This is a genomic window from Paraburkholderia sp. BL25I1N1 (genome assembly GCF_003002025.1).
Taxonomy (GTDB): Bacteria; Pseudomonadota; Gammaproteobacteria; order Burkholderiales; family Burkholderiaceae; genus Paraburkholderia.
Window position 1 is genome coordinate 62,792 of sequence record NZ_PVZB01000027.1, and the last position, 21,897, is coordinate 84,688.

The 21,897-nt window shown below is 58.7% G+C and carries 17 protein-coding genes and 2 pseudogenes; 13 read left to right on the top strand and 6 right to left on the bottom strand.

Translation table 11 applies throughout. The features are described from left to right. Nucleotides 1-143 precede the first annotated feature (143 nt). Entirely contained in the window at nt 144-1,106 is a 963-nt protein-coding gene (locus B0G73_RS31725; protein WP_258194038.1) for a LysR family transcriptional regulator, read from the bottom strand. Between the two features lie 160 nt (nt 1,107-1,266). Between B0G73_RS31725 and B0G73_RS31730 the strand changes: the two genes are divergently transcribed. The 4 genes and pseudogenes from B0G73_RS31730 to B0G73_RS31745 form a co-directional block, all read left to right on the top strand. Next, nucleotides 1,267-1,560, top strand: coding sequence for a DUF1330 domain-containing protein (locus tag B0G73_RS31730; protein ID WP_106285095.1), 294 nt, complete (start codon nt 1,267-1,269; stop codon nt 1,558-1,560). Nucleotides 1,561-1,630: 70 nt separating this feature from the next. Next, nucleotides 1,631-2,965, top strand: a complete 1,335-nt coding sequence (locus B0G73_RS31735) for an aspartate aminotransferase family protein (protein WP_106285149.1) — start codon at nt 1,631-1,633, stop codon at nt 2,963-2,965. A 13-nt stretch (nt 2,966-2,978) separates the two neighbouring features. Next, entirely contained in the window at nt 2,979-3,767 is a 789-nt protein-coding gene (locus B0G73_RS31740; RefSeq protein WP_106285096.1) for a hydroxypyruvate isomerase family protein, read from the top strand. Between the two features lie 4 nt (nt 3,768-3,771). Continuing rightward, nucleotides 3,772-3,981, top strand: a pseudogene (locus B0G73_RS31745) (ABC transporter ATP-binding protein); the annotation flags it as partial. Between the two features lie 85 nt (nt 3,982-4,066). Here B0G73_RS31745 and B0G73_RS31750 read toward each other — a convergent pair. Together B0G73_RS31750 and B0G73_RS31755 are read right to left on the bottom strand one after the other, a co-directional pair. Then, complete coding sequence (locus tag B0G73_RS31750) at nt 4,067-5,116, bottom strand: phosphotriesterase (protein ID WP_106285097.1); 1,050 nt, start codon at nt 5,114-5,116, stop codon at nt 4,067-4,069. Between the two features lie 15 nt (nt 5,117-5,131). Next, on the bottom strand, nt 5,132-6,463 hold the full coding sequence (locus tag B0G73_RS31755) for an aspartate aminotransferase family protein (RefSeq protein WP_106285098.1): 1,332 nt from the start codon (nt 6,461-6,463) through the stop codon (nt 5,132-5,134). A 377-nt stretch (nt 6,464-6,840) separates the two neighbouring features. Here B0G73_RS31755 and B0G73_RS31760 point away from each other — a divergent pair, with 377 nt between their 5' ends. After that, the gene (locus B0G73_RS31760; RefSeq protein ID WP_106285099.1) at nt 6,841-7,620 is read left to right on the top strand and encodes a TetR/AcrR family transcriptional regulator; all 780 of its coding nucleotides are present in this window, start codon (nt 6,841-6,843) and stop codon (nt 7,618-7,620) included. Nucleotides 7,621-8,144: 524 nt separating this feature from the next. Here B0G73_RS31760 and B0G73_RS40960 read toward each other — a convergent pair. Then, nucleotides 8,145-8,483: a hypothetical protein gene (locus B0G73_RS40960; protein ID WP_146144255.1), complete on the bottom strand. Its 339-nt coding sequence runs from the start codon at nt 8,481-8,483 to the stop codon at nt 8,145-8,147. Nucleotides 8,484-8,658: 175 nt separating this feature from the next. On the opposite strand from B0G73_RS40960, the gene B0G73_RS31765 reads away from it, so the two are divergent. The 7 genes and pseudogenes from B0G73_RS31765 to B0G73_RS31795 form a co-directional block, all read left to right on the top strand. After that, nucleotides 8,659-9,690: an acetamidase/formamidase family protein gene (locus B0G73_RS31765; protein ID WP_106285100.1), complete on the top strand. Its 1,032-nt coding sequence runs from the start codon at nt 8,659-8,661 to the stop codon at nt 9,688-9,690. 173 nt (nt 9,691-9,863) lie between these two features. Beyond that, entirely contained in the window at nt 9,864-12,239 is a 2,376-nt protein-coding gene (locus B0G73_RS31770; protein WP_106285101.1) for an acetamidase/formamidase family protein, read from the top strand. A 138-nt stretch (nt 12,240-12,377) separates the two neighbouring features. Continuing rightward, nucleotides 12,378-13,280: a polysaccharide deacetylase family protein gene (locus B0G73_RS31775; RefSeq protein WP_106285102.1), complete on the top strand. Its 903-nt coding sequence runs from the start codon at nt 12,378-12,380 to the stop codon at nt 13,278-13,280. A 72-nt stretch (nt 13,281-13,352) separates the two neighbouring features. Beyond that, nucleotides 13,353-14,210, top strand: coding sequence for an ABC transporter substrate-binding protein (locus tag B0G73_RS31780; protein ID WP_106285103.1), 858 nt, complete (start codon nt 13,353-13,355; stop codon nt 14,208-14,210). A gap of 59 nt (nt 14,211-14,269) precedes the next feature. Beyond that, nucleotides 14,270-15,973 carry an amino acid ABC transporter permease/ATP-binding protein gene (locus B0G73_RS41775; protein WP_106285104.1) on the top strand — a complete coding sequence of 568 codons (1,704 nt, stop codon included), beginning with the start codon at nt 14,270-14,272 and terminating at the stop codon, nt 15,971-15,973. Nucleotides 15,974-15,986: 13 nt separating this feature from the next. After that, entirely contained in the window at nt 15,987-17,003 is a 1,017-nt protein-coding gene (locus B0G73_RS31790; RefSeq protein WP_106285105.1) for an alpha/beta fold hydrolase, read from the top strand. A 38-nt stretch (nt 17,004-17,041) separates the two neighbouring features. Continuing rightward, nucleotides 17,042-17,135 (top strand): annotated as a pseudogene (locus B0G73_RS31795) (IS6 family transposase); the annotation flags it as partial. A gap of 836 nt (nt 17,136-17,971) precedes the next feature. On the opposite strand, the gene B0G73_RS31805 reads toward B0G73_RS31795, so the two are convergent. Continuing rightward, nucleotides 17,972-18,934, bottom strand: coding sequence for a GlxA family transcriptional regulator (locus B0G73_RS31805; RefSeq protein ID WP_106285106.1), 963 nt, complete (start codon nt 18,932-18,934; stop codon nt 17,972-17,974). A 193-nt stretch (nt 18,935-19,127) separates the two neighbouring features. Here B0G73_RS31805 and B0G73_RS31810 point away from each other — a divergent pair, with 193 nt between their 5' ends. Continuing rightward, nucleotides 19,128-20,318 carry an MFS transporter gene (locus B0G73_RS31810; protein WP_106285107.1) on the top strand — a complete coding sequence of 397 codons (1,191 nt, stop codon included), beginning with the start codon at nt 19,128-19,130 and terminating at the stop codon, nt 20,316-20,318. A 446-nt stretch (nt 20,319-20,764) separates the two neighbouring features. Here the strand turns inward: B0G73_RS31810 and B0G73_RS31815 are convergent, their stop codons facing one another. Beyond that, the gene (locus tag B0G73_RS31815) at nt 20,765-21,856 is read right to left on the bottom strand and encodes a porin (protein WP_106285108.1); all 1,092 of its coding nucleotides are present in this window, start codon (nt 21,854-21,856) and stop codon (nt 20,765-20,767) included. Between the last annotated feature and the right edge of the window lie 41 nt (nt 21,857-21,897).

Sequence of the window (21,897 nt, forward strand, 5' to 3'; positions counted from 1 at the left end):
GCGGCAACAGTTAGAGCGCTGGTCGAACAAAGTCGACCAACGGGACAAAGGCTATGGGTGCAATAAAGGGATGACAATTCACTCTTTCCGCCGCTGGCATTACACGCGGGTAATACAAGCACGGAAGCGCCTCTCGAGGGCTTCTAGCTGGTCAGATCAGACGATATTCCAGGTAAGTTCGATACCGCCTCTTCCCGGATGCACTCTCCGAGAAGCATGGGTGCCCGAGAATCGAGATCCGCTCTGCGATAGAGCACCACCTCGCCGAGTTGGGTAAGGGATGGCGTATTCATCAAAGATAGCCGTCCGCGCGCCGCATACTCGGTTGCATGCGACAGAGGAAGTATGGAAACGAACGGACCTCGCGCCATGAGCTCTACGTTCAACGCGATACTGCTTGATTCGACACACGAATCGTCGATGTTCAACCCTTCGGCCTCCATCAAGTGCGCGAGCGCGACGTAGGACGGGCTGCCTTGTTGAGGCACGAGCCACATGAACTCCTTCAAGTCTTTCACCGTGACGGATCTGCCGTGCGAGAGTGCATGAGAAGGGCCGGAGACAAACACGAATGGCTCGCTATACAGCGTTTCCGTCACAAGCGTCGGGTCGTCCTTTCCTCGGGCACGAGCAAGTACCAGGTCGATTTCGCCGATTCGCAGCATCTCCAGCAATTCATCCAGCGGTGCCTCGACAAACTCGACCGAGGCTGCCGGAGCCCGGGTCAAAAAGCTCATTATCGACTGCGAGATGAATGAAGGCGGCACAGCCGTAACCGAACCCAATGTCACACGTCCAGCCGTACCGGTAACAAGTGAGGCGACATCTTTTTGCGCCAGTCCTACCTGGCGAAGAATTTCTCGACCGCGGCGTGCAAGGACGGCCCCGACATCGGTCAAAAAAACCGCCTTCCCGACACGCTCTGTCACTGCGGCGCCCAATGCCTGTTCTATCTCCCCAATCTGTTTCGAGACTGTCGGCTGCGTGACATTGAAAGCCGCTGCGACCTTTGTGACCTGTTTCAGGTCGGCGAGCGCAACGAGCAGACGCAGATGCGAAAGCCGCAGTCCGCTGGAAAAGAATCGTTCAATCGGAGTAAGCATCATGAATTCCAAGGTTCATTACCTGTGGGTAATGAGACGACCATAAAAGTGATTTGTCAATTCCGATTTCGATCCTCTACTCTCCCTGTTCTGGAGTTGGCTTCGCAGACGCTTCCAAACGGTCTGTCGAACCACCTTCTCTTGGAGCTAGAGGAGACAAAAATTGCCTAAAGGTTATGTAATCGCAACGATTCAAATTACGGACGCGAGCCGCTACGACAAATACCGGGCACTCGCAAGCGAAGCGATTGCGGCTCATCGCGGAAGGGTGCTCGTGCGTGGCGGCCACAATGAAGTCATGGAAGGCTCGGCTCCCGGCCGAACGGTCGTCATCGAATTCGATAGCCTCGAACAGGCTCGGCGATTCTATTCATCGTTTGAATATACAAAGGCTCGCGCCGCTCGTGAAGGCGCGGCCGATCTGACCTGGTTCGTGGTGCAAGGCGTTGACGATTGAGTGCCTTCGAAGCACGGTCATCGGCAAGACGGACGAATTTATAAAACACGTCGAAATTAATGGATTGGAAATGAACATCAGTACTTTCGAAATCAGCAAGGACGATTCGGCTCGACTCTTCGAGCGCGCGCGAGCGGTAATGCCCTCCGGCTACACCAGAAACATGCTGGTCGCCAAACCTCATCCGTTCTATGCCGTAAGCGCTGACGGATCGCGTCTCACTGACGCGGATGGCTGCACGAGAATCGATTGGGTCAATAACTTTGCGTCTCTCATTCACGGCCACAACAAGCGGGAGGTCGTCGATGTCATCTCCCAACAGGCAGCGCGCCTGCTGTCGGCAACCATGCCCGCGGAGTGGGAAGTGAAGCTTGCCGAACTTCTCGTCGATCGAATCCCGTCCGTCGAACAGGTGCGGTTCATGAACTCCGGCACTGAGGCCAATCTCATTGCAATCAAAGCGGCGCGAGCGTTCACGGGAAAATCAAAGGTGGCCAAGCTGGAAGGTGGCTACCACGGTCAGTATGATCTTCTGGAGGCGAGCTACGTGCCGCCTTCGGACAAATGGGGGAAGCGCAACAATCCGGCAGTTGTCGCACACAACGCTGGCACGCCACAGTCGCTGCTCGACGAACTGGTTCTCTTCCCCTTGAACGACATCGAGACCATGCGTGAAATCCTCACGCGTCATGCATCCGAGGTGGGGACGGTAATCATCGATCCCAGCGGGTTATCTTTGGGTACTGGCGTCTATGCAAATCGCGACTTCTTGGTTGCTCTGCGGGAAACGACAGAAAAGCTGGGCATGGTCCTTATTTTCGATGAGGTCTGGTCTCTACGCTCAAGCTACCGGGGCACCCAAGGATTGATGGATATCACTCCAGACCTGACCACCATGGGCAAAATGATTGGCGGCGGTCTGCCAATCGGCGCTCTCGGAGGCAAGCGCGACGTGATGTCAGTGTTCTCAGTTGACGACGGCGAGCCCAAGGTTAAGCATTCCGGCACATTCACGGGCAATCCTATGTCTATGGCTGCCGGCTTTACGGCCATGTCCCTGATGACACCGGCCATGTTCGACAAGCTCGCGAGGCAAGGCGAGCATCTGGCCGAGGGGTTGCGGCGCGCTTTGACAGACACGGATACGCAAGGCCACGTCGTAAATCGCGGTTCGATGACTAACCTGCTCTTCACGGAATGCCTTCCCGTCGACTATCGCGACCTCCATGCCCAACAAACAGCCCGTGTCGCGTCGCTGTCGGCACGCATGCCGAAGCTGATGGCAGCAGAGGGGCTGCATGTATTGCGCAATATGTTTGTGGGTTCGACTGTCATCTCCCGCGACGACGTAGACGAGACCATCGTCGCCGTGACACGCTCGCTGCTGAAAGCGACTGAAACGTGATAGCGAAGTCCCGATGAGACGATATGCCGCCAACATTGGAATGTTGTGGTCCGGCCTCGCTCTTCTCGAACGCATTGATGCCGCGGCTCGGGCAGGTTTCCGTGCGGTCGAGATGCATTTTCCATACGACGTGGCACCCGGAAAGGTTCGTGACGCTATTGAGCGAAATAACCTGACGCTACTTGGAATCAACTCGCCACCCGGCAATCTCGCCGCAGGTGAACTTGGTCTCGCAGCGGTTCCTGGTCGTGAAACAGATTTTGTTGAGAGCATGCGGACCGCTTTCACCTATTGTCGGGAGTCGGGTGCGCGGTCGCTTCATATCATGGGAGGAAACACGTCCGGCTTGTCACGCAAGACGTGTCTTGAAACTTTTCGATCAAATATTCTGCGTGCTGCGGATCTCGCGGAGTCGAACGATATCCAGCTACTTCTCGAACCACTTAACACGGCGCGTCATCCGCACTACTTCTACCATCGCGTAGACGAGCTTGTGGAAATTCTGAACTGGGTAAGGCATCCACGCCTCGGAATCCAGTTCGACACCTACCACGTGGGAATGGAAACCAACGAGATATCTACGCTTCTGCGGCGAAACTGGTCGATGATCGCGCACATTCAGATAGCCGCGGTTCCGGATCGAAGCGAACCGAATTCAGGCGACATCGACATCGCAGAAGTACTTCGCGAAGCAGAATCACTCGGCTACGCTGGCTGGATTGGATGTGAGTACCAGCCTGGCGGGTCCGTCGAGGAGGGTCTTGGCTGGAGGCAGGACACCAGATTTGTGGAGACCGGCTAATAGCTCGCCGATCATGGTCGAGAAGGTCTTTGAAGTCGTGCGTGAGGTGTCGCGCGAAGGCATCACGGTTCTGCTCGTGGAACAGGACGCGCGCCTCGCCCTGCAGGCAGCGACTCGCGGTTACGTTATGGAATCGGGCACGGTGACGATGTCGGGCGATGCGAGCAAGATGCTCGACGACCCGAAGGTACGCGTGGCTTACCTTAGAGAGTAAGCTGCTATCTTGATAGCCAGAGGATGCTGCAGCGTCCGCTGGCTTTCCCCGTTGCACCGAAAATCCGGCCTCTAAAACGGCATGCTCAGCAAAGCGTGAGTAAGCGGCGTGGATTATGCACCAGGATTGCGTCGATTTCGTTCTGCGTAAAGCCGCGGCGCAGCATGCGCGGGACGACGTTAGCAAAAATATGCTGATATCCATGCCCGCCGAACCGGCGCAAACGAGTTTGCACGCAGATGTCGTGGCTAATCACGATGCGGTCGATGTGTCCGTGGTCCGCCAACGTGCGCAGCATGCCGATACGTGCGCCGTCGTTTGGAATGTCGATGTCTTGCACTGGGTACGCAGTGTGCTCCCACCCGAACATGTCGAATTCGAGCGTGACGCCAGTATCCGCCAGGTCCAATAGCGTTGCGTCATCGAAAATCGTGCGGTCAATGTGCCCCATAATCAGGCGGCTCACGTCACCACCCTCTGCTTTGATGAAGTCGACCACTTCACGCGGCTGGGTCGGCTTGCGGCCTGGATGGACACTGATTGATGCGCCGGTTTCCCGCTGGGCTATCAGCGCTCCGCGCATAACCTTCTTTTCAAGGTCGGTCCACGGATTCTGGCATCCAATTTCGCCGATGATGCCTGCTTTGACCGAGGTGCCCCAAGCCCCCTCGGTCAACTGCTGAATCATCTCACTGGCGAAATCCTCGACCGCACGCTCATGGTTGCGCTTAGCCTGATACTGTTCGACGTAGTACCCACAACCCATCACGATTGGCACACCCGTTGATCGGGCAATCTCGACGAGACCCGATGGGTTGGGCTTGAGGCCGCCCACCGTAAGCTCAACAATGGCACCGCCGCCCGCCTCGCGCATCTCATTGACTTCTTCAGCCACTACTTCGATATTATCGAGGCGGTAGTTTCGAGTCGACCGCTGTTGCCCAAAGTTGATTTGCCAACAGTTGCAGAGCGTGATTTCGCACTCTGATTCCTGCGTCACTTCCGCCTCGGGCGGATTCAGGTCGATGAGCAGATGCTCGTGCATCAGCGTTGGGCCCAGCGTAGCCGGATCCACGAGGCCGAACACGGTCTGGACCTTGCCGCTGCGTTGTTCTTTGGAAATGGAAGCCGTCATCGTTTTTCCTCGTGGTCAGCGGCTGGTTGGAAGAAGTGGCCGGTAGCGCTCAACAAAGCTGCGAGTCGCCTGAACGAAATGCGAAATATCCTCTTCACTCAAGGGCAGGCTAAGCGTCAAATATCCGCGTCGCGCCAGATAAATGCCGGCTTCCACAAGGTGGAAGAAGTAGAGGTCTTTCAAACGGTGCTCCAGACCAGCGAGATCATCGACTGACCGGACATTCTGATCAGTGGGCTGAAGATTCATCAACGAACCGAGGCCCATGAAGCGCATTGCGACGCCCGCTGCAGCGAACACTTCATTCAGGGTGTCGCGCAACTGGTCACCCCGTGCGTTAAGGCTTATCGCTGCCTGCGGGGTGTACAGCTCGCGCAGTCCCGTGACGCCGGCAGCCATCGTCATCACATTGTTGTTGAAGGTTCCTGCGTGAGCCAGCGCGCCTTCCGCACGCGGGTCGAATTGAGCCATGATTTCCCGGCGGCCACCGAATGCGCCGAATGACATACCGCCGCCAATGTATTTGCCGATCGAGGTCAGGTCGGCGTGGATACCCAGCTTCTCCTGCATACCACCCGGTGCGAGACGGGAGGTCATCACTTCGTCGAAAGCCAGTAGCGCGCCAAAGCGCGTACACAACTCACGCACGCCGCGCAGGAAATCGGGCTGCCCGACAATGCAGCCCGACGCTCCCTGCATCGGCTCAACCAGAACTACCGCGATGTCACGGCCGTGCTGCTCGAAAAGGCTCTCGACACTCGCAAGGTCGTTGTAGCTCGCAAACAGGAAATGGTGCGGAACATTGACGGGGTTGGGGCCCGAACCGAAAGACAGGACGCCGCCGTGATATCCGCCCTTGAAGACCACGATCTTCTCCCGCTTTTTGAACGCCTTTGCAGCAGCCAGTACCAGAAGGTTTGCCTCTGTTCCCGAATTGGTGAACCGTACCCGCTCCACCGTCGGGAAGCGCTCACAGACCGCGGCAGCGAGTTCCGTCTCGATGAGGTTATGCCCACTGAGATTGATGCCGCCGTCCAGCGCAGCATCGATTGCGCTGCGGATTACGGGATTGGAGTGTCCGAAGATGCCCGCGCTGAATTCAGCGATGAAATCACGATATTCATGCCCATCCGCATCCCACAGTCGCGCCGCTTTTCCCTTGACAATGGTCAACGGAAACGGCGCGTAGTAGAGAACGGAGCGCGTGTTGCCGCCAGGCATTGCCTCAGTGGCCTTGTTGAACTGGGCCGCGCTCGCCGGATTTGCACGGGCGTATGCTTCCGCCGACTGCGTCAAGGCGTCGTCAAGGGCAGTGGCTGAAAGGGATTGCGTGTTGGAATTCATCATGTCAACTCGTCAGGCAAAAGAGAGGTGGAACCTGTGCAGCTTCCTTGAAGCTCGTATTGATTATCGGGTTAATATAAATTAGACACAAGACAATTTAAGTTGGCTCGGGTTCTCCCTGGATAAGTCGTGTGGCCGGCTGTATGTGGGATCGATGCACGCTGTATGCGGCAGATGCGAGGCGTGCGATCGTAAGCACGATCGACGCGCATTGGTCCAGTCCGCGAGGGGGACGGCTTACCGTCTGCGGTGGTAGTTGAGAGAAAAGCGAAACCTGTCCTGCGGCTGTAGAACCGGGAGTTGACGCTTGTCCGTTGCTCTATAATGAGAGCAATCCAATCATTGGCGTGTGTCATCACCGCGCCTGAAGACCGCAAGCCATGGCCCGCACAGCTACAACCACAGCAGCACCCGCTCGAAGAACCGTTGGGCGTCCCTCGAAAAGTGCCATCAAGAGGGAAGCCATTGTCGCTGTCGCGCTTGAGCAAATCGACAAGGTTGGCGTCTATGCTTTCAGCCTGCGGGACGTCGCGCGTTCGCTGGATGTTTATCCGGCCACTATTTACTGGCACGTAAACTCGAAAGACGCTTTGCTAGCTGATGTTGCGGGCGCGGTCATGCAGGAAGTCACGCCACCACGCGGTAAGTCGAGTTGGCAGGTGTGGATGCGCGACCTGTTCTTCCGCTATCGCGCGGCAGTCCGAAAGCATCCAAACGTCGCCCAACTGATTGGGGCGCAACTTGTATCGAACTCGAGCCTGCGAACGGATCTGATTGATGGTGTGTTGATTGCGCTGCTAGAAGCCGGCGCCACTGAGGAGAATCTCCTCGAAGCGTATAACTGTGTGATTTCCTCGCTCATCGGCTTCATGACCATGGAGCTGGCTCCAATGCCATCGGAGGAGGCATCGCAATGGGCCGACGCGCTGAAAGAGCGGGTGCGCAGCATCAGCCCGCTCGACCACCCAACGCTCGCCAGATACTTGCCGAAGCTCGCGAACAAAGCTTTTATCGTCCGCTGGCAGAACGGTACAGAAGTACCGCTCGACAGCAGCTTTGCTGCCAACGTCGAAATTTTCGTTGCCGGCCTGGAAAGCTTCCTGCAGAAAAAGACGCAGGCCGTTGCCTCGTCGAAGACACGCAAACCGCGCCGCGCTTAGGTGCCTTCCTTCTACAGCCTCTCGCTCGGAAGAACTCTCGAGGACTGCTGCAAAATCGACAACCTGACACCGATGTCCATATGAAAGAAGATATGTAAGGCGCCGCCCGCTGGCATAGAAGGGCAAAACCGTTCGTTATTTGGTCGACCGAGGTCAAAGCGTCAAATTGGTGACGATTGACAAGGGTTCGGCCAGCGTCTTACGGGAACGACGAAGTGCAGTGCCGTGATCTTGCCAGCGGCTCATGTTCATCCAACAGACAACCCCAAAGTCCCTTTTCAGAATCACGAGGGTGCTCACTGCACGTCCGCAAATTTATTTCGAATGTCGGTAGTCGGTTGGTAAAGTCCCTCGATTATCAAATTGGATAGTGCGAGATGCATTCGTGGCGTGATCCAGCCGGTCGCCGGCCAAACGGTGCGCATCGACCTTGACAGCGCATGCAGCCGGTTTGTCTGCTGTTGAGATGCGAGTCCCACTCGATGCGGTCGATACTGCAAGCGAGATGGTGTGCGTCGTCTGTATTACCGGTGTCGGGACTTCGACCGACCGCTTGAAATAGGTTGACGCGTGTTGATTCGCGCAAAGAAGCAGCAGAAGCTGGATACCCCCGTCGACAACGGGTGAGGCGCGCCGGAATGTGGGTTAGGGATCAATGTAGCGGCGGCTCCGTCGCTCGTCTTGCTGTTTTGCACCGAAACGTAGGGATTTGGAATGACGCTCAGGCATTCCAGCATCGAATCGAACGTCTTGAGCTCCTCCCTCGGCGCGACGCAGCGCTTTGCCAGCAAGGGGTGCCGCGAGACGAACGTGCGCAATGCCGGCTGCGCGTTTCCGACCATCAGTGAGATGAATCGAGACACGAATGGATCCTGTCTTGCGGCCTGAGACCCGCGGCAGCCGGGTGACGCTGCTAGCCGATTCGTCCACGCACAAGCTTTTGTACGCTGTCGCCCAAGTGTATCTATTCTGTCGCTCGTACGATCTGTCATCGGTCACGTCGCACCGATCGCACACTCATACGGAGCTTAGGAAAGCATGCTTCACGACCTGCCTGCCATCCAGAAAAATGTTCACTGGGGATATTTTGACGCGGCGCTAGCGCCCGCACTGATCGTGGAGAGCGGCGACTTCGTTTGCGCCGAAGCGGTCACGCATCACGCAGGCGACGCCCCCGAACTCATGATGGATGACAGGGTGCGTACGCTCTACGACACGATTCCCGAAGCCGACCGCCAACCCGGCGTGCATTTGATGACCGGGCCGATCTTCGTGAAAGACGCAAAACCCGGCAATCTGCTCGAGGTGCGCTATCTGCAAATGATTCCGCGCTTCAACTACGGCTCGAATCTCGCTGCACACTGGGGCCATCTCTTCACTGACTTCGAGAAGGAACGCGTCACTATTTACGAACTCGATCAGGCATCGAATACGGCTCACGCGCTGTATGCGTATGACTATCCCGGCAAATATCTCGTGCCGGGAAAACGCTCAGAGATCCCCGACTGCTGCCGCGACCTCGCACTCAAAGGCATTCGCGTGCCAGTGCGCCCTCATCTGGGCACGGCAGGCGTCGCGCCTGACGTGGCAGGCCGCGTGAGCACCGTGCCGCCGGGCGCGCATGGAGGCAATATCGATAACTGGCGCATCGGCGCGGGCTCCACCATGTACTACCCGGTCGCCGTGGACGGCGGATTGTTCTCGATCGGCGACCCGCATGTATCGCAAGGCGACGGCGAAATCAGCGGCACCGCGATCGAGGCGTCCCTCAATGTGATGTTCCAGATCGTGCTGCGGCGCGACTTCAGATTTCCCTCGCCGCTGCTGGAAACGCCGGACTACTGGATCGTCCACGGCTTCGACGAAGACCTCGACGTCGCGACCAAAAACGCCTCACGCGACATGTTGCTGCTGCTTACCGAACAGCAGGGCCTCTCGCGCGACGACGCGTATTCGTTAATGAGCGTTGCCGCGGACTTCTCAGTGACGCAGGTCGTCGACGGCCGCCAGGGAATTCACTGCAAGATCCCCCGCAGCATCTTTCCTCCGAAGAAAAAGCGTCGCGCGTAAGCTGTGCGTGCGCGCTACGACGGTGCGTAGCCGCACCGCCGCGCGCTGCGCCACAAGTGTGCGAAAACGCACCGTGATGACGCAGCGTGTGGCGTCAACCGCGTTGTCACCGATGGCACGGACATTGCCTTTCAATCCGTCGACTGACGTTCGTCAGGGTCCGGGAGCCGGGGTTGGACTTACTGCATTTCACTACCGAGTCGTACGCTGAAGTAGATCGCCTGCGAGCATGGAACGAGGCGCTTGATCGGCTTGGTCTGCGCTGCGGCGCGCCTCAAACGGCCGCGCGCCACTCGCACGGAACCATCAAGTCGCGCACGTCGAGCAACCGCTTCGAATTGATCGCACTGGCCGCGTTCGCGCAGACCATAGAATTCAAGGTCGACGGCGCCGACAGCCTTGTGATCGTGCTGCATCTCGATGGCGGCGTGATGCTCGTCGCCGACGGTGTGCGCACACGGGTTGATACCGGCGACATTGTCTATGCGTCGTCACGCGAGGAAGCGCTCCTGTCGTTCAACTCCGATTTCCGCGCGTTCGTGATCCGCGTGCCCCGCACTGCCATTAACGCACGCCTTCTTACGCCGTTCTCCCTGCGTGCCGGACGTTTGCCCGGAGACGCAGGCATCGGACACGTGTTCTCCAGCTTTCTGCGCTCGATTGCCGAAAGCGTGGAGACGTTGTCGCTCGACGATCTGCGTCCGCTCGAACTCGCGCTCGCGGAGTTCCTGGTCGCAAGTCTCGTCGGTCACGACAAGGAAGGCAGCTTCAGCGGACTCACGCCCTCTCAGGCGGCGCTTTTTTCGCGCGTATGTCGAACCATCGAAGGCAATCTCGCCGACCCCGATCTCGGGCTGACATCGATAGCCAAAGAAGAGCGCGTCTCGCCGCGATACCTGCAGAAGCTGTTCGAAGCGGTCGGACAGAATTTCTCGACCTATTTGCGCTCACGCAGACTGGAGCGCTGCCGCGCGGATCTGGTCAATCCTCTGTATGAAAAGCTGTCGATCGCGGATGTCTGCTTCCGCTGGGGTTTCAACGATCCCGCGTATTTCAGCCGTGCGTTTCGCGAGCAATACGGCGCGTCGCCGCGCACTTTCCGGCATGAAGCGAGTCTCGAATTAGCACGGCATCTCGTGCGGCGAATCTCGCGCGGTCTGCCCGTCAACGCCGGGAGTCTGCTCGTGCATGCAGGGTTCGCCGGGCAGGGAGCCGTTCACGAAGCGGCGGACGAGGCCGAGCTTACAGAGCCGCCTGAAACGCCTTCGGCACCGCCGCCCCGCGAGTCGGGCAAGCCGCGTCATCACCTGTTGCGAGCAACGGCCAACACGGTTCACTGGGGTTACTTCAGTCACGATCTCAAGCCCGTGCTAGAACTGAACAGCGGCGACACAGTGACGATCGAAACACTCACCCAACACGCGGCGGATGACTGGGAGCGCATGGTGCAGGGCGATCCCGGCGCCGAAAGCGTGTTTCACTGGACTGCCGAGCGCAAGAACGTCAACCGCCGCGGCGCGGGCCCCATGGATGCGTCTATCTACGGACGTGGTGCGGGAGAAGGCTTCGGCGTGCATATCTGTACCGGACCGATAGCCGTGCGCGGCGCGGAACCGGGCGATGTACTGGAGGTGCGGATCCTCGATATTCACCCGCGTCGCTGCGCCAATCCGAAATTTGCCGGGCGTGCGTTCGGCAGCAACGCCGCTGCCTGGTGGGGATTCCACTATCGCGAGTTATTGACCGACCCGAAGCCGCGCGAAGTGGTCACCATCTATGAGCTCGATGCCACCCCCACTGCTGGAGAAACCGCCTGCGCGCGCGCCGTCTATAACTTCCGCTGGACACCTCAGCGCGATCCCTTTGGCGTGATGCATCCGACGATCGACTATCCTGGCGTGCCAGTCGATCATTCGACCGTAGTCGAGAATCACGACATTCTGAAGAATGTCCAGATCCCGGTCCGTCCGCATTTCGGCGTGGTCACCGTCGCGCCGCAGCAGGATGGTCTGATCGATTCGATTCCGCCGTCCACATTCGGCGGAAATCTCGACAACTGGCGCGTTACGCGCGGAGCGAGCGTATTCTTGCCGGTCGGGGTTGCCGGCGCCCTGCTCTCCGTCGGCGACCCGCATGCATCACAAGGAGACTCGGAACTGTGCGGCACTGCTATCGAATGTTCGCTCACCGGCGACTTCCAACTGGTGCTTCACAAGAAAGAGACGCTCGGCAGCCAAGTATTCTCGGACCTCACCTACCCGCTGGTCGAAACCGCCGACGAATGGGTTCTTCATGGCTTCAGCTATCCGAACTATCTGGCCGAGTTCGGCACCAGTGCACAAAGCGCGGTGTACGAAAAATCCACTCTCGATCTCGCCATGCGCGACGCCTTCATCAAAACGCGGCGCTTCCTGATGGCAACCAAGGGCCTTTCCGAAGATGAAGCGATCTCGCTGATCTCGGTCGCTGTTGACTTCGGCGTGACACAGGTGGTGGACGGCAACTGGGGGGTGCATGCAATCATCCGGAAGTCGCTCTTCACCGCATGAAGTAACAAGTGGCGACCTCCAATACGCGTGCGTACAAGAGTTTGTTCGCAGCAAGCGCGATGCGGCGATTTTGACTTCCCTACCATGGTTCTGACGTGAACACAGGCGTACGCGCCGTTCGACAGGACTCACTGGATCATGGATTCTCCCGCACATCGCGCGCTGCCCGGCCACGGGCGCTTTCACTTTTCACCGATCAACGGCCGACCTGTTTATCGCTGGCCTGACGGATCCCGGCTAGCGGTTTATATCGGCTTCAACATCGAGCACTTTGCGTTCGGCGCAGGACTGGGGCCGACCATCGGACCGGTCATGCCCGAACCCGATGTGCTGAATCACGCGTGGCGTGAGTACGCATTGCGGGTAGGTGCATGGCGCTGTCTCGATCTCTTCGACGACCTCGCGCTGCCGGTCGCGGCAATCATCAACACGGCGCTCTACGATCATTGTCCTGAACTGGTCGCAGCGTTCGCGCAGCGCGGCGATGAACTCGTCGCGCACGGCCATACGAATTCAGAACGACAAGGGACGCTCACTGAAGACGACGAACGCGCACTAATCGTGGCATGTCGCGAACGGATCGCGGTGGAAAGCGCGCAGCAGCCGGCGGGCTGGTTATCACCGTGGCTCTCGGAGAGTCATGTCACCACCGATCTGGTGGCCGAAGCGGGCTACCAGTACACGCTCAACTGGTGCCACGACGATCAGCCGACGCGCCTGCTTACGCGCAACGGTCAGCCGCTGTGGGCGATTCCGTACCAGGAGGAAGTCAACGATATCCCGATGATCCTTGCGCGCCAGATGGACGCGAAGTCGTTCGCCGATCTGATGATTGACCACTTTGAGGAAATGCTGCGGCAGTCGGCCCGAGAACCGCTGGTCATGGGCATTGCATTGCATGCGTACCTGATGGGACAGCCGCATCGCTTGTGTCACATGCGCCGCGCACTCGAACATATTGCCCGCGCACGCGACGAAGGCCGGATCTGTATCACCACGCCGGGTTCTATTGCAAGCCACATGGATTTTCTAGGCCATTAATCAGTTCATTCCAACTTCGTTATACCGCCTTCTATCACTCGTATTCCGTTTTCAACCTCAATAGGATTCGCCATGTTCATGTCAAAGGCCATCAAGCTGCTGTTATGCGCCCTCACCGGTCTGCTCCTCGCGCAAGGCGCGTCAGCGCAATCGTGCGAACCGACCAAGGTCGCCCAGAAGTATCCCTCGCTGGCGGGCAAAACAATCAAGATCGGCGTGGACCCCGAGTCGCCGCCGTATGCGTTTCGTGACAGCAAGGATTTCAACAGGATCATCGGCGCCGATGCCGACATGGCTCGCGCCGTGTTCGATTGCGCCGGTGTGAAAACGGAGTTCTTCACTGCCGGCTGGCCCGGGCTGCTGCCCGCGCTGCGTGCGGGACAGATCGATGTGATGTGGGACTTGCTGTACTACACACCGGAACGCGCGAAGGAAACCACGTTCGTCACGTATATGCAGGCCGGCACCGGCGGTCTGGTGGCGGCCGGCAACCCCAAAAAGGTCGACGACATCTCGAAGCTCTGCGGCCTCACGGTCTCGGCGGGCATCGGCACCGTCGAGCTGACGATGGCGCAAGCGCAAGCCGCCAAATGCAAAGCCGAAGGTAAATCCGATGTGACCATCATGACGTCCGCCGATATCGCATCGGGCGCGCGCCTCGTCGCCAGCCATCGCGCCGACGTCATGATGTACGACCTGGCGCTCGTCGACGGTCTCGCGAAACAGAACCCCCAGCTCTACACCCGCGGCTTCATGGTGACGAGCGGCATGAAGATCGGCGTGGGCGTGAGGAAAGGCAACGCCGACATGATCGCCGCCGTATCTGATGGACTCAAGATCATGCAGGCCAATCAAACGCAGAAGAAGACCTTTCAGCAATACGGCGTAGATCCGTCGCTGGAAATGCCCGCCACACTGCTTGCTCAATAAAGGCTGACTGCACGGCACACCTTCGCGCGTGCCGGCAGCGTCATGGATCAGGTTCTGAAATGAAGGCATTGCGTATCAAACACAACGTCGTCGGCGCGCTCGGTATGGTCGCCATGTTCCTCCTGCAGCCCGCAACGGCCGCCGGTCTCGATGGCGTTCAGGTGCTCGACGGTTTCAAGGAACTGGTCGGTTATGTCGGCTCGCCGTTCCTGCTCGGCGGCGCATGGATCGCAGTGAAGATCACGCTGACAGCGATGTCAATCGGGCTTGTGCTCGGGCTCGGCCTCGCGCTGATGCGGCTATCGCGATTCAAGGCGCTGAACTCGGCGGCGTGGGGCTATATCTGGTTCGTGCGCGGCACACCGCAACTGCTGCAACTCGTGTTCATCTTCGACGCGTTGCCGCTGATCGGGTTGCGCTTCGATGAAGTCACGACTGCGGTGATCGGGTTTGCACTGAACGAGGCGGCGTTCAGTGCTGAACTGTTTCGTGCCGGGATTCTGTCCGTGAACCGTTCGCAATCCATCGCAGCCGCCGCACTGGGCATGGGCCCGTTGCTCACGTTACGCCGCATTATCCTGCCGCAATCGATGCGCGCGGTGATCCCGGGTCTCGCCAACGACACTATCGGCATGTTGAAGCTAACATCGATCGCGTCGGTGATCTTCGTCAACGAACTCACGTTCCGCTCGCAACAGGTCGTCGGCCAGAACTTCAAGTTCTTTACCGTGTTCGGTGCGGCGGCGGTGATCTATCTGTTTCTGACGAGCGGAATCTCATTGCTTCAGGTATGGCTCGAACGCATGTTCGATCACGAGCGCGATCGGAAACTCACGTTCTCGTGGTTCGGACTGCGCGCTTCGACACCTGATGTGAAACCGCACGACGCACCGATTGTTTTGCCGGTCGCCGCCCAGCAGCCGCAGGCGAACGATCATGCATGGATCGGCACGTTGCTGCCCGCAGAAACCCGCACGCCGCGGCATCGCAATGAACCTTTTGTGGTATGCCTGAACGTCTGGAAATCCTATGGCAAGCGCGAGATTCTGCGCGGCGTCGACCTGTCGATCTCCCATGGCGAAGTCGTGGTGATCCTCGGTCCGAGCGGTTCCGGTAAAAGCACGCTGCTCAAGCTCATCAACCATCTCGAACCCCTTGACTGGGGGACGATCAAGATCGATTCACAGTATGTGGGCTATCGGGAGGTGCCGGGTGGCGGCGGCACCGTGCGGCCCCTGCACAACCTCGCACGTGCGCGCGCCGAGGCACGTGTCGGCATGGTGTTCCAGCATTTCAACCTGTTCAGTCATTTGAGCGCGCTGGAGAATATCGTCGAAGCACAGCGGCAGGTCTATGACGTGCCTCGTGCCGAAGCAGAGGCGCTCGGCCGCGAACTGTTGAAGAGTGTGGGCCTCGCCGCACATGCGGATTTTCTGCCGCATCGCTTGTCGGGCGGGCAGCAGCAGCGGGTAGCGATTGCGCGTGCGCTCGCGATCAAACCCAAGTTGATGCTGTTCGACGAACCGACTTCGGCGCTGGATCCAGAACTCGTGGGAGAAGTGCTTGGCGTGATGCGCGGCCTCGCCGATGCCGGCATGACGATGGTCGTGGTCACGCACGAAATCCGCTTTGCCCGCGATGTCGCCGATCGCGTCGTTTTCATGGATGGCGGCGAGGTCATCGAGCAAGGGACGCCGCAGGAGGTGATCGACAACCCGACTCACGAGCGCACCCGAAAATTCCTTAACGTCTTCGCCAGTTAAATATGAGGCTCACATGATGGACTTCGAAACTTTCAGCCTTGGCCGCGTCGCGCTGCAGTCCGGCGCGACGATGCCTGACATGCGGCTCAGCTACAAGACATATGGCCAACTGAATGCGGCGCGGGACAACGCGATTGTCTATCCGACGTTTTATAGCGGCAGCCACGTTGACAACGAGTGGCTGATTGGGGAGCACATGGGCCTCGACCCGCGGGAGTACTTCATCATCGTGCCGAACATGTTCGGCAACGGCGTATCGAGTTCGCCGAGTAACAACCCACCGCCTTATGATCGCGGCCGCTTTCCGTGTGTCACGCTCCACGACAACGTCGCGATGCAGCACCGCCTTGTGACCGAGAAGTTCGGCATCGAGTCGCTCAAACTCGTCACCGGCTGGTCGATGGGCGCGATGCAGGCGTTCCATTGGGCCGCGATGTATCCGCGGATGGTCGAGCGCATTTTGCCGTTCTGTGGGGCCGCACGCTGCTCAAGACACAATTTCGTGTTTATTGAAGGCCTCAAGGCGCCATTGCTGCTGGACCCGGAATTCAAGGACGGCTTCTACGATGCACCGCCCACGCGCGGAATGCGCGCCGCGGCGCGCGTGTTTGCCGGGTGGGGATTTTCGCAGGCGTTTCTGCGGCAACGGCTCGACATGGAAGCAATGGGATATGGTTCGCTTGAGGATTTCATCACCCAGTTCTGGGAGGGCGATTTCCTGAAGAAAGACGCGAACAATATTCTTTCGATGATGTGGAGTTGGCAGCACGGCGATATTTCCACCAATTCTCTTTACCAGGGAGACTTCGATCGCGCATTGGGCAGCATCACTGCCAAGGCTATTGTGATGCCCGGGCGCACGGATCTGTACTTCCCGCCGGAAGATAGCGAGTATGAAGTTTTAAAGATGCCTAACGCTCAGCTGCGGCCCATCGAGTCGGTATGGGGGCATTTCGCGGGTGGGCCTGCGGCCAACGCAGTCGACGTCAAGTTCATCGACAACGCGGTGAGGGAAATTCTGGCTATGTAGTATGGTGGTCGGTCCTGAGACCAGCGATGTAATGAATGATCAAAGCCGCGAACGCCGCTGTGAGCAAGGTGCTTAAGCGGTTGCATTACCCGCTGGACATAATGCTGACATGCGTACGTTGGTACGGAATGCGAGGGGTATTGGAAAAGTTAGGCGCCATCGTGATTCCGCAGGGATTCTCTCTTGGCGCCTCATCCGGCATTCACCGAAGCGGGCAACTTTCCGGCGAAAAGGCGGACGCCGAGGCTCGATCGCTCGGATTTCGTTAGTCGAAGTGACATGACAACTTGCCCGCGGATAAGCAGGACGGCTCGATGAGAAACGCTTCGGACAGCTTTTGCGTCTGCCAAACAGACATGGCCACTGACAACAGCACGCGAGACTATAAGCACCTTCGATATGCAATCAATCGGGTCGAGAGACCGATGTCCACCCTGAGCCGACGGTGGACCCGGCACCACATATTCGACAGCTTCCACACTACGGCGGCCAGTCACTCTTGCAAGTCGCTCGGCGGGTCATCGTCCTTGCGCTCATTGATGCGTGGGCGCGCGCAGTCGGCCAGGTCCAACGGACACTCGCTCGCTCGGGTCGACTGCCGCTTATGACATTTCCCGCCGTTCGATGGCCAACCGTGATACGTCCGCCAGAGGCCTGTCATCCGTCGGTCACGACGACACCATCGCAGCGGATGTCAGCTTGCGGCTAAGGCAGTCGTATACTGCAGTCGCGAACCGAATTTCGACTTCCCAGGGGCGAACGCAGATTGGGAACGGAGAGTATCCGTAAGTACGATCACTCGAATGCCGCCACCTTACTGGCCATAGTCCGTCTGAGCGGCATAACCGAGGCGCTGCGACGTGCAGTGAATTGTCTCACTCGTCAAATCACCGACCATGTCCTATTGATAGATCACTGCCTCCCGAGTGCTGGGTCCGAAGCGTATCGCGCGCGGACCACTGCACGGTTTATTGTTGTGCGCGTCCAACCGGCCCACGGGTTTCCCTGCGGGAGCGACGGACTGTCTGGGGCGGTTGACCAATCGTCCGCAGGAACGCCCGCCTCATTCGCTCCCGATCCGTGAGGCCGACCTGGTCGGCGATCACGTCCAAAGATAAACGCCCGCTTTCCAGCAACAGCCTCGCGGCTTCCACGCGCAGATGTTCGACTGCTTTGGCAGGGGATTGCCCCGTTTCAGCACTGAAAGCCCGACTGAACTGGCGTGGGCTTAAGCCCGCGACGTCGGCTAGTTCCTCGACGGTCAACGCGCTGCGCAGATTGGCGTTCGCATAGTCGATCGCCTTCTGGATTCGGTCGGATTTCGGTTCGAGGTCGAGCAACGTGGAAAACTGCGATTGCCCGCCGGCGCGGCGATGGTAAACGACAAGCTTGCGCGCTACGGCGCGTGAGATGTCCTGACCGTGATCCCTCTCGATCATGGCGAGCGCCATGTCGATCGTGGCTGTCATGCCTGCCGACGTCCAGATCGGTCCGTCGACGATGAAAATCTGGTCCTCTTCCACGGTTATTGTCGGAAAACGGCGCTGCAGATCGTGTGCGAAGCGCCAATGTGTCGTCGCCCGGCGACCGTTTAACACCCCCGCTTCAGCCAGGATAAAAGCGCCCGTGCACGGAGCCGCGATCCGTCTCGACGTCTTCAGAGCGCGCCTGACGAAGGCAGTCAATGCAGTAGAGACAATGTCGATCTCAACGCCAGAGCCAAACATGACGGTGTCGAATGCGGCGTCGCAGAAGGGTTGCGTTTCTACGCGGATACCAGCCGAGGACATCACGAGTCCTCCCTCTTGAGACAAAACCGTCACCTCGTACGCCGGCTCGCCGAGCACTACGTTCGCCAGTTCAAATGCGGTAACTGCCGCGAAGCCCAACAGGTAGAAATTCGGGAATACAACGAAGCCAATCCTGTGCATCGCTTGCCTCGGGTCATGTCACGAATCACTGGTATATATGACATTTGAGACACGGTCAACGAGGATTATTCTCTTCCCATAAACCGTTCCGGCGCAAAAAAGCGGTCGGGCCAATTCCGCGATCGCGAGGCGGTCAATCTACGGCACGCGTCTTCGGACTGAACCTCAACCCCCGAATATCAGGAACTTTCGTATGGATCGTCGACTACTGATACTGGCCGTGGGCATGTTCGCCATGGGCACCGACAACTTCGTCGTCGCCGGCATTCTTCCCGGCGTCGCGACGTCACTGAATACATCGGTCAGCCTCGCTGGGCTGATGGTCACGGTTTACGCATTGACCTATGCCTTGGCGGCCCCAGTCATGGCGGCTTTGACGGGTGGCTCGCCGCGCAAGCTTCTGCTCGTTTCCGCGCTCGGCATTTTCGTCGTTGGCAACATGCTCAGCGCGGTAGCCGCGGACTTGCACTGGATTCTGTTTAGCCGGGCTCTGTCAGGATTCGGCGCAGCGCTGTTCTCGCCAACTGCATTGGGCGTTGCCTCTGCGCTTGCAGCGCCCGAAAAACGCGGCCGTGCATTAGCTGCAGTAACGGCCGGATTGACGGGGGCGACAGCGCTCGGTTCGCCGATCGGCACGTTTATCGGCGGATTCGGAAGCTGGCGAACGACTCTCTGGTTCGTCACCCTGCTCGGGATGGCGGCGATGACCGGCGTCTGGACGATGCTGCCATCTGTTCCTCGCCCTGCATCCGTCAGGTTGCGAGAACGGCTTGCACCCGTGCGCGATGTGCGGATAACGCTGACATTGCTCACTTCATTATTCGCCTTCGGCGGATTCCTCATGGTCTACACCTTTGCAGGCGTAGTGCTGCAGCGTGTGACGCACGGCGACGAACGCATTCTCGCTGGAATGTTTTTGTTGTGGGGCGTCGCGGCGACGGCCGGGAACCTCCTGTCCGGCCGTCTTGTGGACCGATTCGAGAGCCGCACCATCATCAATGCAATGTTGTGGCTTGCGATCATCAATTTCTGTGCGCTGCCGTGGACGTCCGCACATGCATTCACCACTGCAATCGCGCTCGCGATCTGGGGCATATGCGGATGGGGACTCATCGTTCCGCAACAACATCGGCTGGTTCAGCTCAAGCCGAGCGTGGCGCCACTGCTATTGGCGCTCAACAATACCGCGACATACATCGGACTCGCCTGCTCCGGCGCGCTTGGCGGTGCGGTGCTGCAGACGATCGGCAGTCGATACCTTAGTCTCGTTGCGGCCGCGCTTATTGCGATCGCTTTCCTGCTCGCCGAATTCGCCCATCGTTGCATACACCGCCCTTTCCCGCAGCGGCGTGCGACTACGAACCGCGAAGCCGATCCCGTCTGATTGGTCTGGGCCTGCCAGTGAAAAATGCTCTACGGACACGCCGGAGCGACTCAGTTCCTTTTGGCGGGGTGTTTGGACCGCTGACCTCCTCGTGTCTGCGCTATTAATGGAAATTGAAAATGAAGGCATTCGTTAAAATCAGAGCGACCGTTGGGTCGCCCCTCGGATTCAGGTCCGCGAACGTGAAGCCGATCAGATGCTGGTTGCGCGGATTTTTTGATCCTCCAGACAGTGATCGACCCGATCACGGAAATCGTCATGTCGGGGCGTTATATCGACCGTGTCGTGACGGAGGGAGACCGCCTTCTGTTTAAAAGCCGTGTTTGCGTGACAGATACACTATCTGTACCCGGCGTGGGCAGTGGGCCGGTGAAAGACGCGAGACGGAAGCGCCGCGTACGGCGCCCTACCTCACAAGCCTCATGTCCGGCTCGTAATGCCCGCTTCTAGAAGAAGTGGTTCATACCGAACGAGAAGCCGGTCTGCTTGCTATGCAAGGATGGGTTCAGCGTTGCATTGGTCACGTAGCCGCCCGTGAAATGTGTATAGTCAACATCGGCATAAAGCTCGGTGTTCTTCGAAAGAGAATAGCTGACGCCCAGGATGGCCACGTCCTTCCTGCCGTCCACGCCGGCTGTCGTGTTGTTGTCGTCGTAGTAGGCACCCGTTACGTTGAAGGTCGCCGACGCCTTGTAGCGGAAGCCGCCCCACAGGTACTGGTTGCGCGTCTCGCCGTGCACGGTTGAGGGAACGGCTTGCGTGGCGAGCGAATAGCCACCCATCAGATCAACTGGACCGAGCGTCACGGCGCCGCCCGCAGTGTACTGATTGTTGGCAAAATACGCGTTCGATGTAGCCGAAAACGGGTTCGAGCGATGCGTATAGCCTGCACCGAACTTGAACAGCTTGGTGTGATAGTTCACGCCGCCCGCGACCATGGTGCCGCTAGCCAAACTGCCAGCCACGCCCCCCGGTGCATAGACAGCGCGGGCCGTCCACGGGCCGAAGTCACCATGATAGTGAATGGCGTTGTCGTCCCGGCCGCTCGTGCCGCCCGAAATCGCCGCCGCTTCGGTAATGCCCAGATAGTGCAGATCGAACGGTTCGAAGTCCTTGATCAGCCTATGCTGCAGCGTGAACTGGTGGCCGATGTTGACCTGGCCAAACGGTCCGCCGAATCCAACGGTCGACGTGCGCTGGAACAACTGGTTGGTCGTACTGCTGTTCGCACCAGTCGAAAGAATGTAGCCCGCTTCCAGATTGAAGCGGACGTAGTATCCGCCGCCCAGGTCCTCGACGCCGAGAAAACCCCAGCGATTCGACTTGTAGACGCCGTTGGATGCCATTGTCAGCGCCGCGCCGCCTGCTTTCGTACCGTTCACGACATTGCGCAGACCGCCATCCAGTGAGCCGTACAGCGTCACGCTGCTTTGCGCGTGCGCGACACCGCCCGACAGTCCCAACAAGGTCATTGCGGCTAGCGAGCGCCGCAGGCCGATCCTGCGTGCGCCGCTACCTGTTGCTCCAGACTCAAACATATCTCCTCCATTGAAATCTTTACTTCGCGAGGCAGAAGGAA

What these genes read in the sequence shown, in the direction of transcription:
- B0G73_RS31725 (WP_258194038.1), bottom strand. Translation starts at nt 1,106, where the DNA reads ATGATGCTTACTCCGATTGAACGATTCTTTTCCAGCGGACTGCGGCTT.
- B0G73_RS31735 (WP_106285149.1), top strand. Translation starts at nt 1,631, where the DNA reads ATGAACATCAGTACTTTCGAAATCAGCAAGGACGATTCGGCTCGACTC.
- B0G73_RS31740 (WP_106285096.1), top strand. Translation starts at nt 2,979, where the DNA reads ATGAGACGATATGCCGCCAACATTGGAATGTTGTGGTCCGGCCTCGCT.
- B0G73_RS31750 (WP_106285097.1), bottom strand. Translation starts at nt 5,116, where the DNA reads ATGACGGCTTCCATTTCCAAAGAACAACGCAGCGGCAAGGTCCAGACC.
- B0G73_RS31755 (WP_106285098.1), bottom strand. Translation starts at nt 6,463, where the DNA reads ATGATGAATTCCAACACGCAATCCCTTTCAGCCACTGCCCTTGACGAC.
- B0G73_RS31760 (WP_106285099.1), top strand. Translation starts at nt 6,841, where the DNA reads ATGGCCCGCACAGCTACAACCACAGCAGCACCCGCTCGAAGAACCGTT.
- B0G73_RS31765 (WP_106285100.1), top strand. Translation starts at nt 8,659, where the DNA reads ATGCTTCACGACCTGCCTGCCATCCAGAAAAATGTTCACTGGGGATAT.
- B0G73_RS31775 (WP_106285102.1), top strand. Translation starts at nt 12,378, where the DNA reads ATGGATTCTCCCGCACATCGCGCGCTGCCCGGCCACGGGCGCTTTCAC.
- B0G73_RS31780 (WP_106285103.1), top strand. Translation starts at nt 13,353, where the DNA reads ATGTTCATGTCAAAGGCCATCAAGCTGCTGTTATGCGCCCTCACCGGT.
- B0G73_RS41775 (WP_106285104.1), top strand. Translation starts at nt 14,270, where the DNA reads ATGAAGGCATTGCGTATCAAACACAACGTCGTCGGCGCGCTCGGTATG.
- B0G73_RS31790 (WP_106285105.1), top strand. Translation starts at nt 15,987, where the DNA reads ATGATGGACTTCGAAACTTTCAGCCTTGGCCGCGTCGCGCTGCAGTCC.
- B0G73_RS31805 (WP_106285106.1), bottom strand. Translation starts at nt 18,934, where the DNA reads ATGCACAGGATTGGCTTCGTTGTATTCCCGAATTTCTACCTGTTGGGC.
- B0G73_RS31810 (WP_106285107.1), top strand. Translation starts at nt 19,128, where the DNA reads ATGGATCGTCGACTACTGATACTGGCCGTGGGCATGTTCGCCATGGGC.
- B0G73_RS31815 (WP_106285108.1), bottom strand. Translation starts at nt 21,856, where the DNA reads ATGTTTGAGTCTGGAGCAACAGGTAGCGGCGCACGCAGGATCGGCCTG.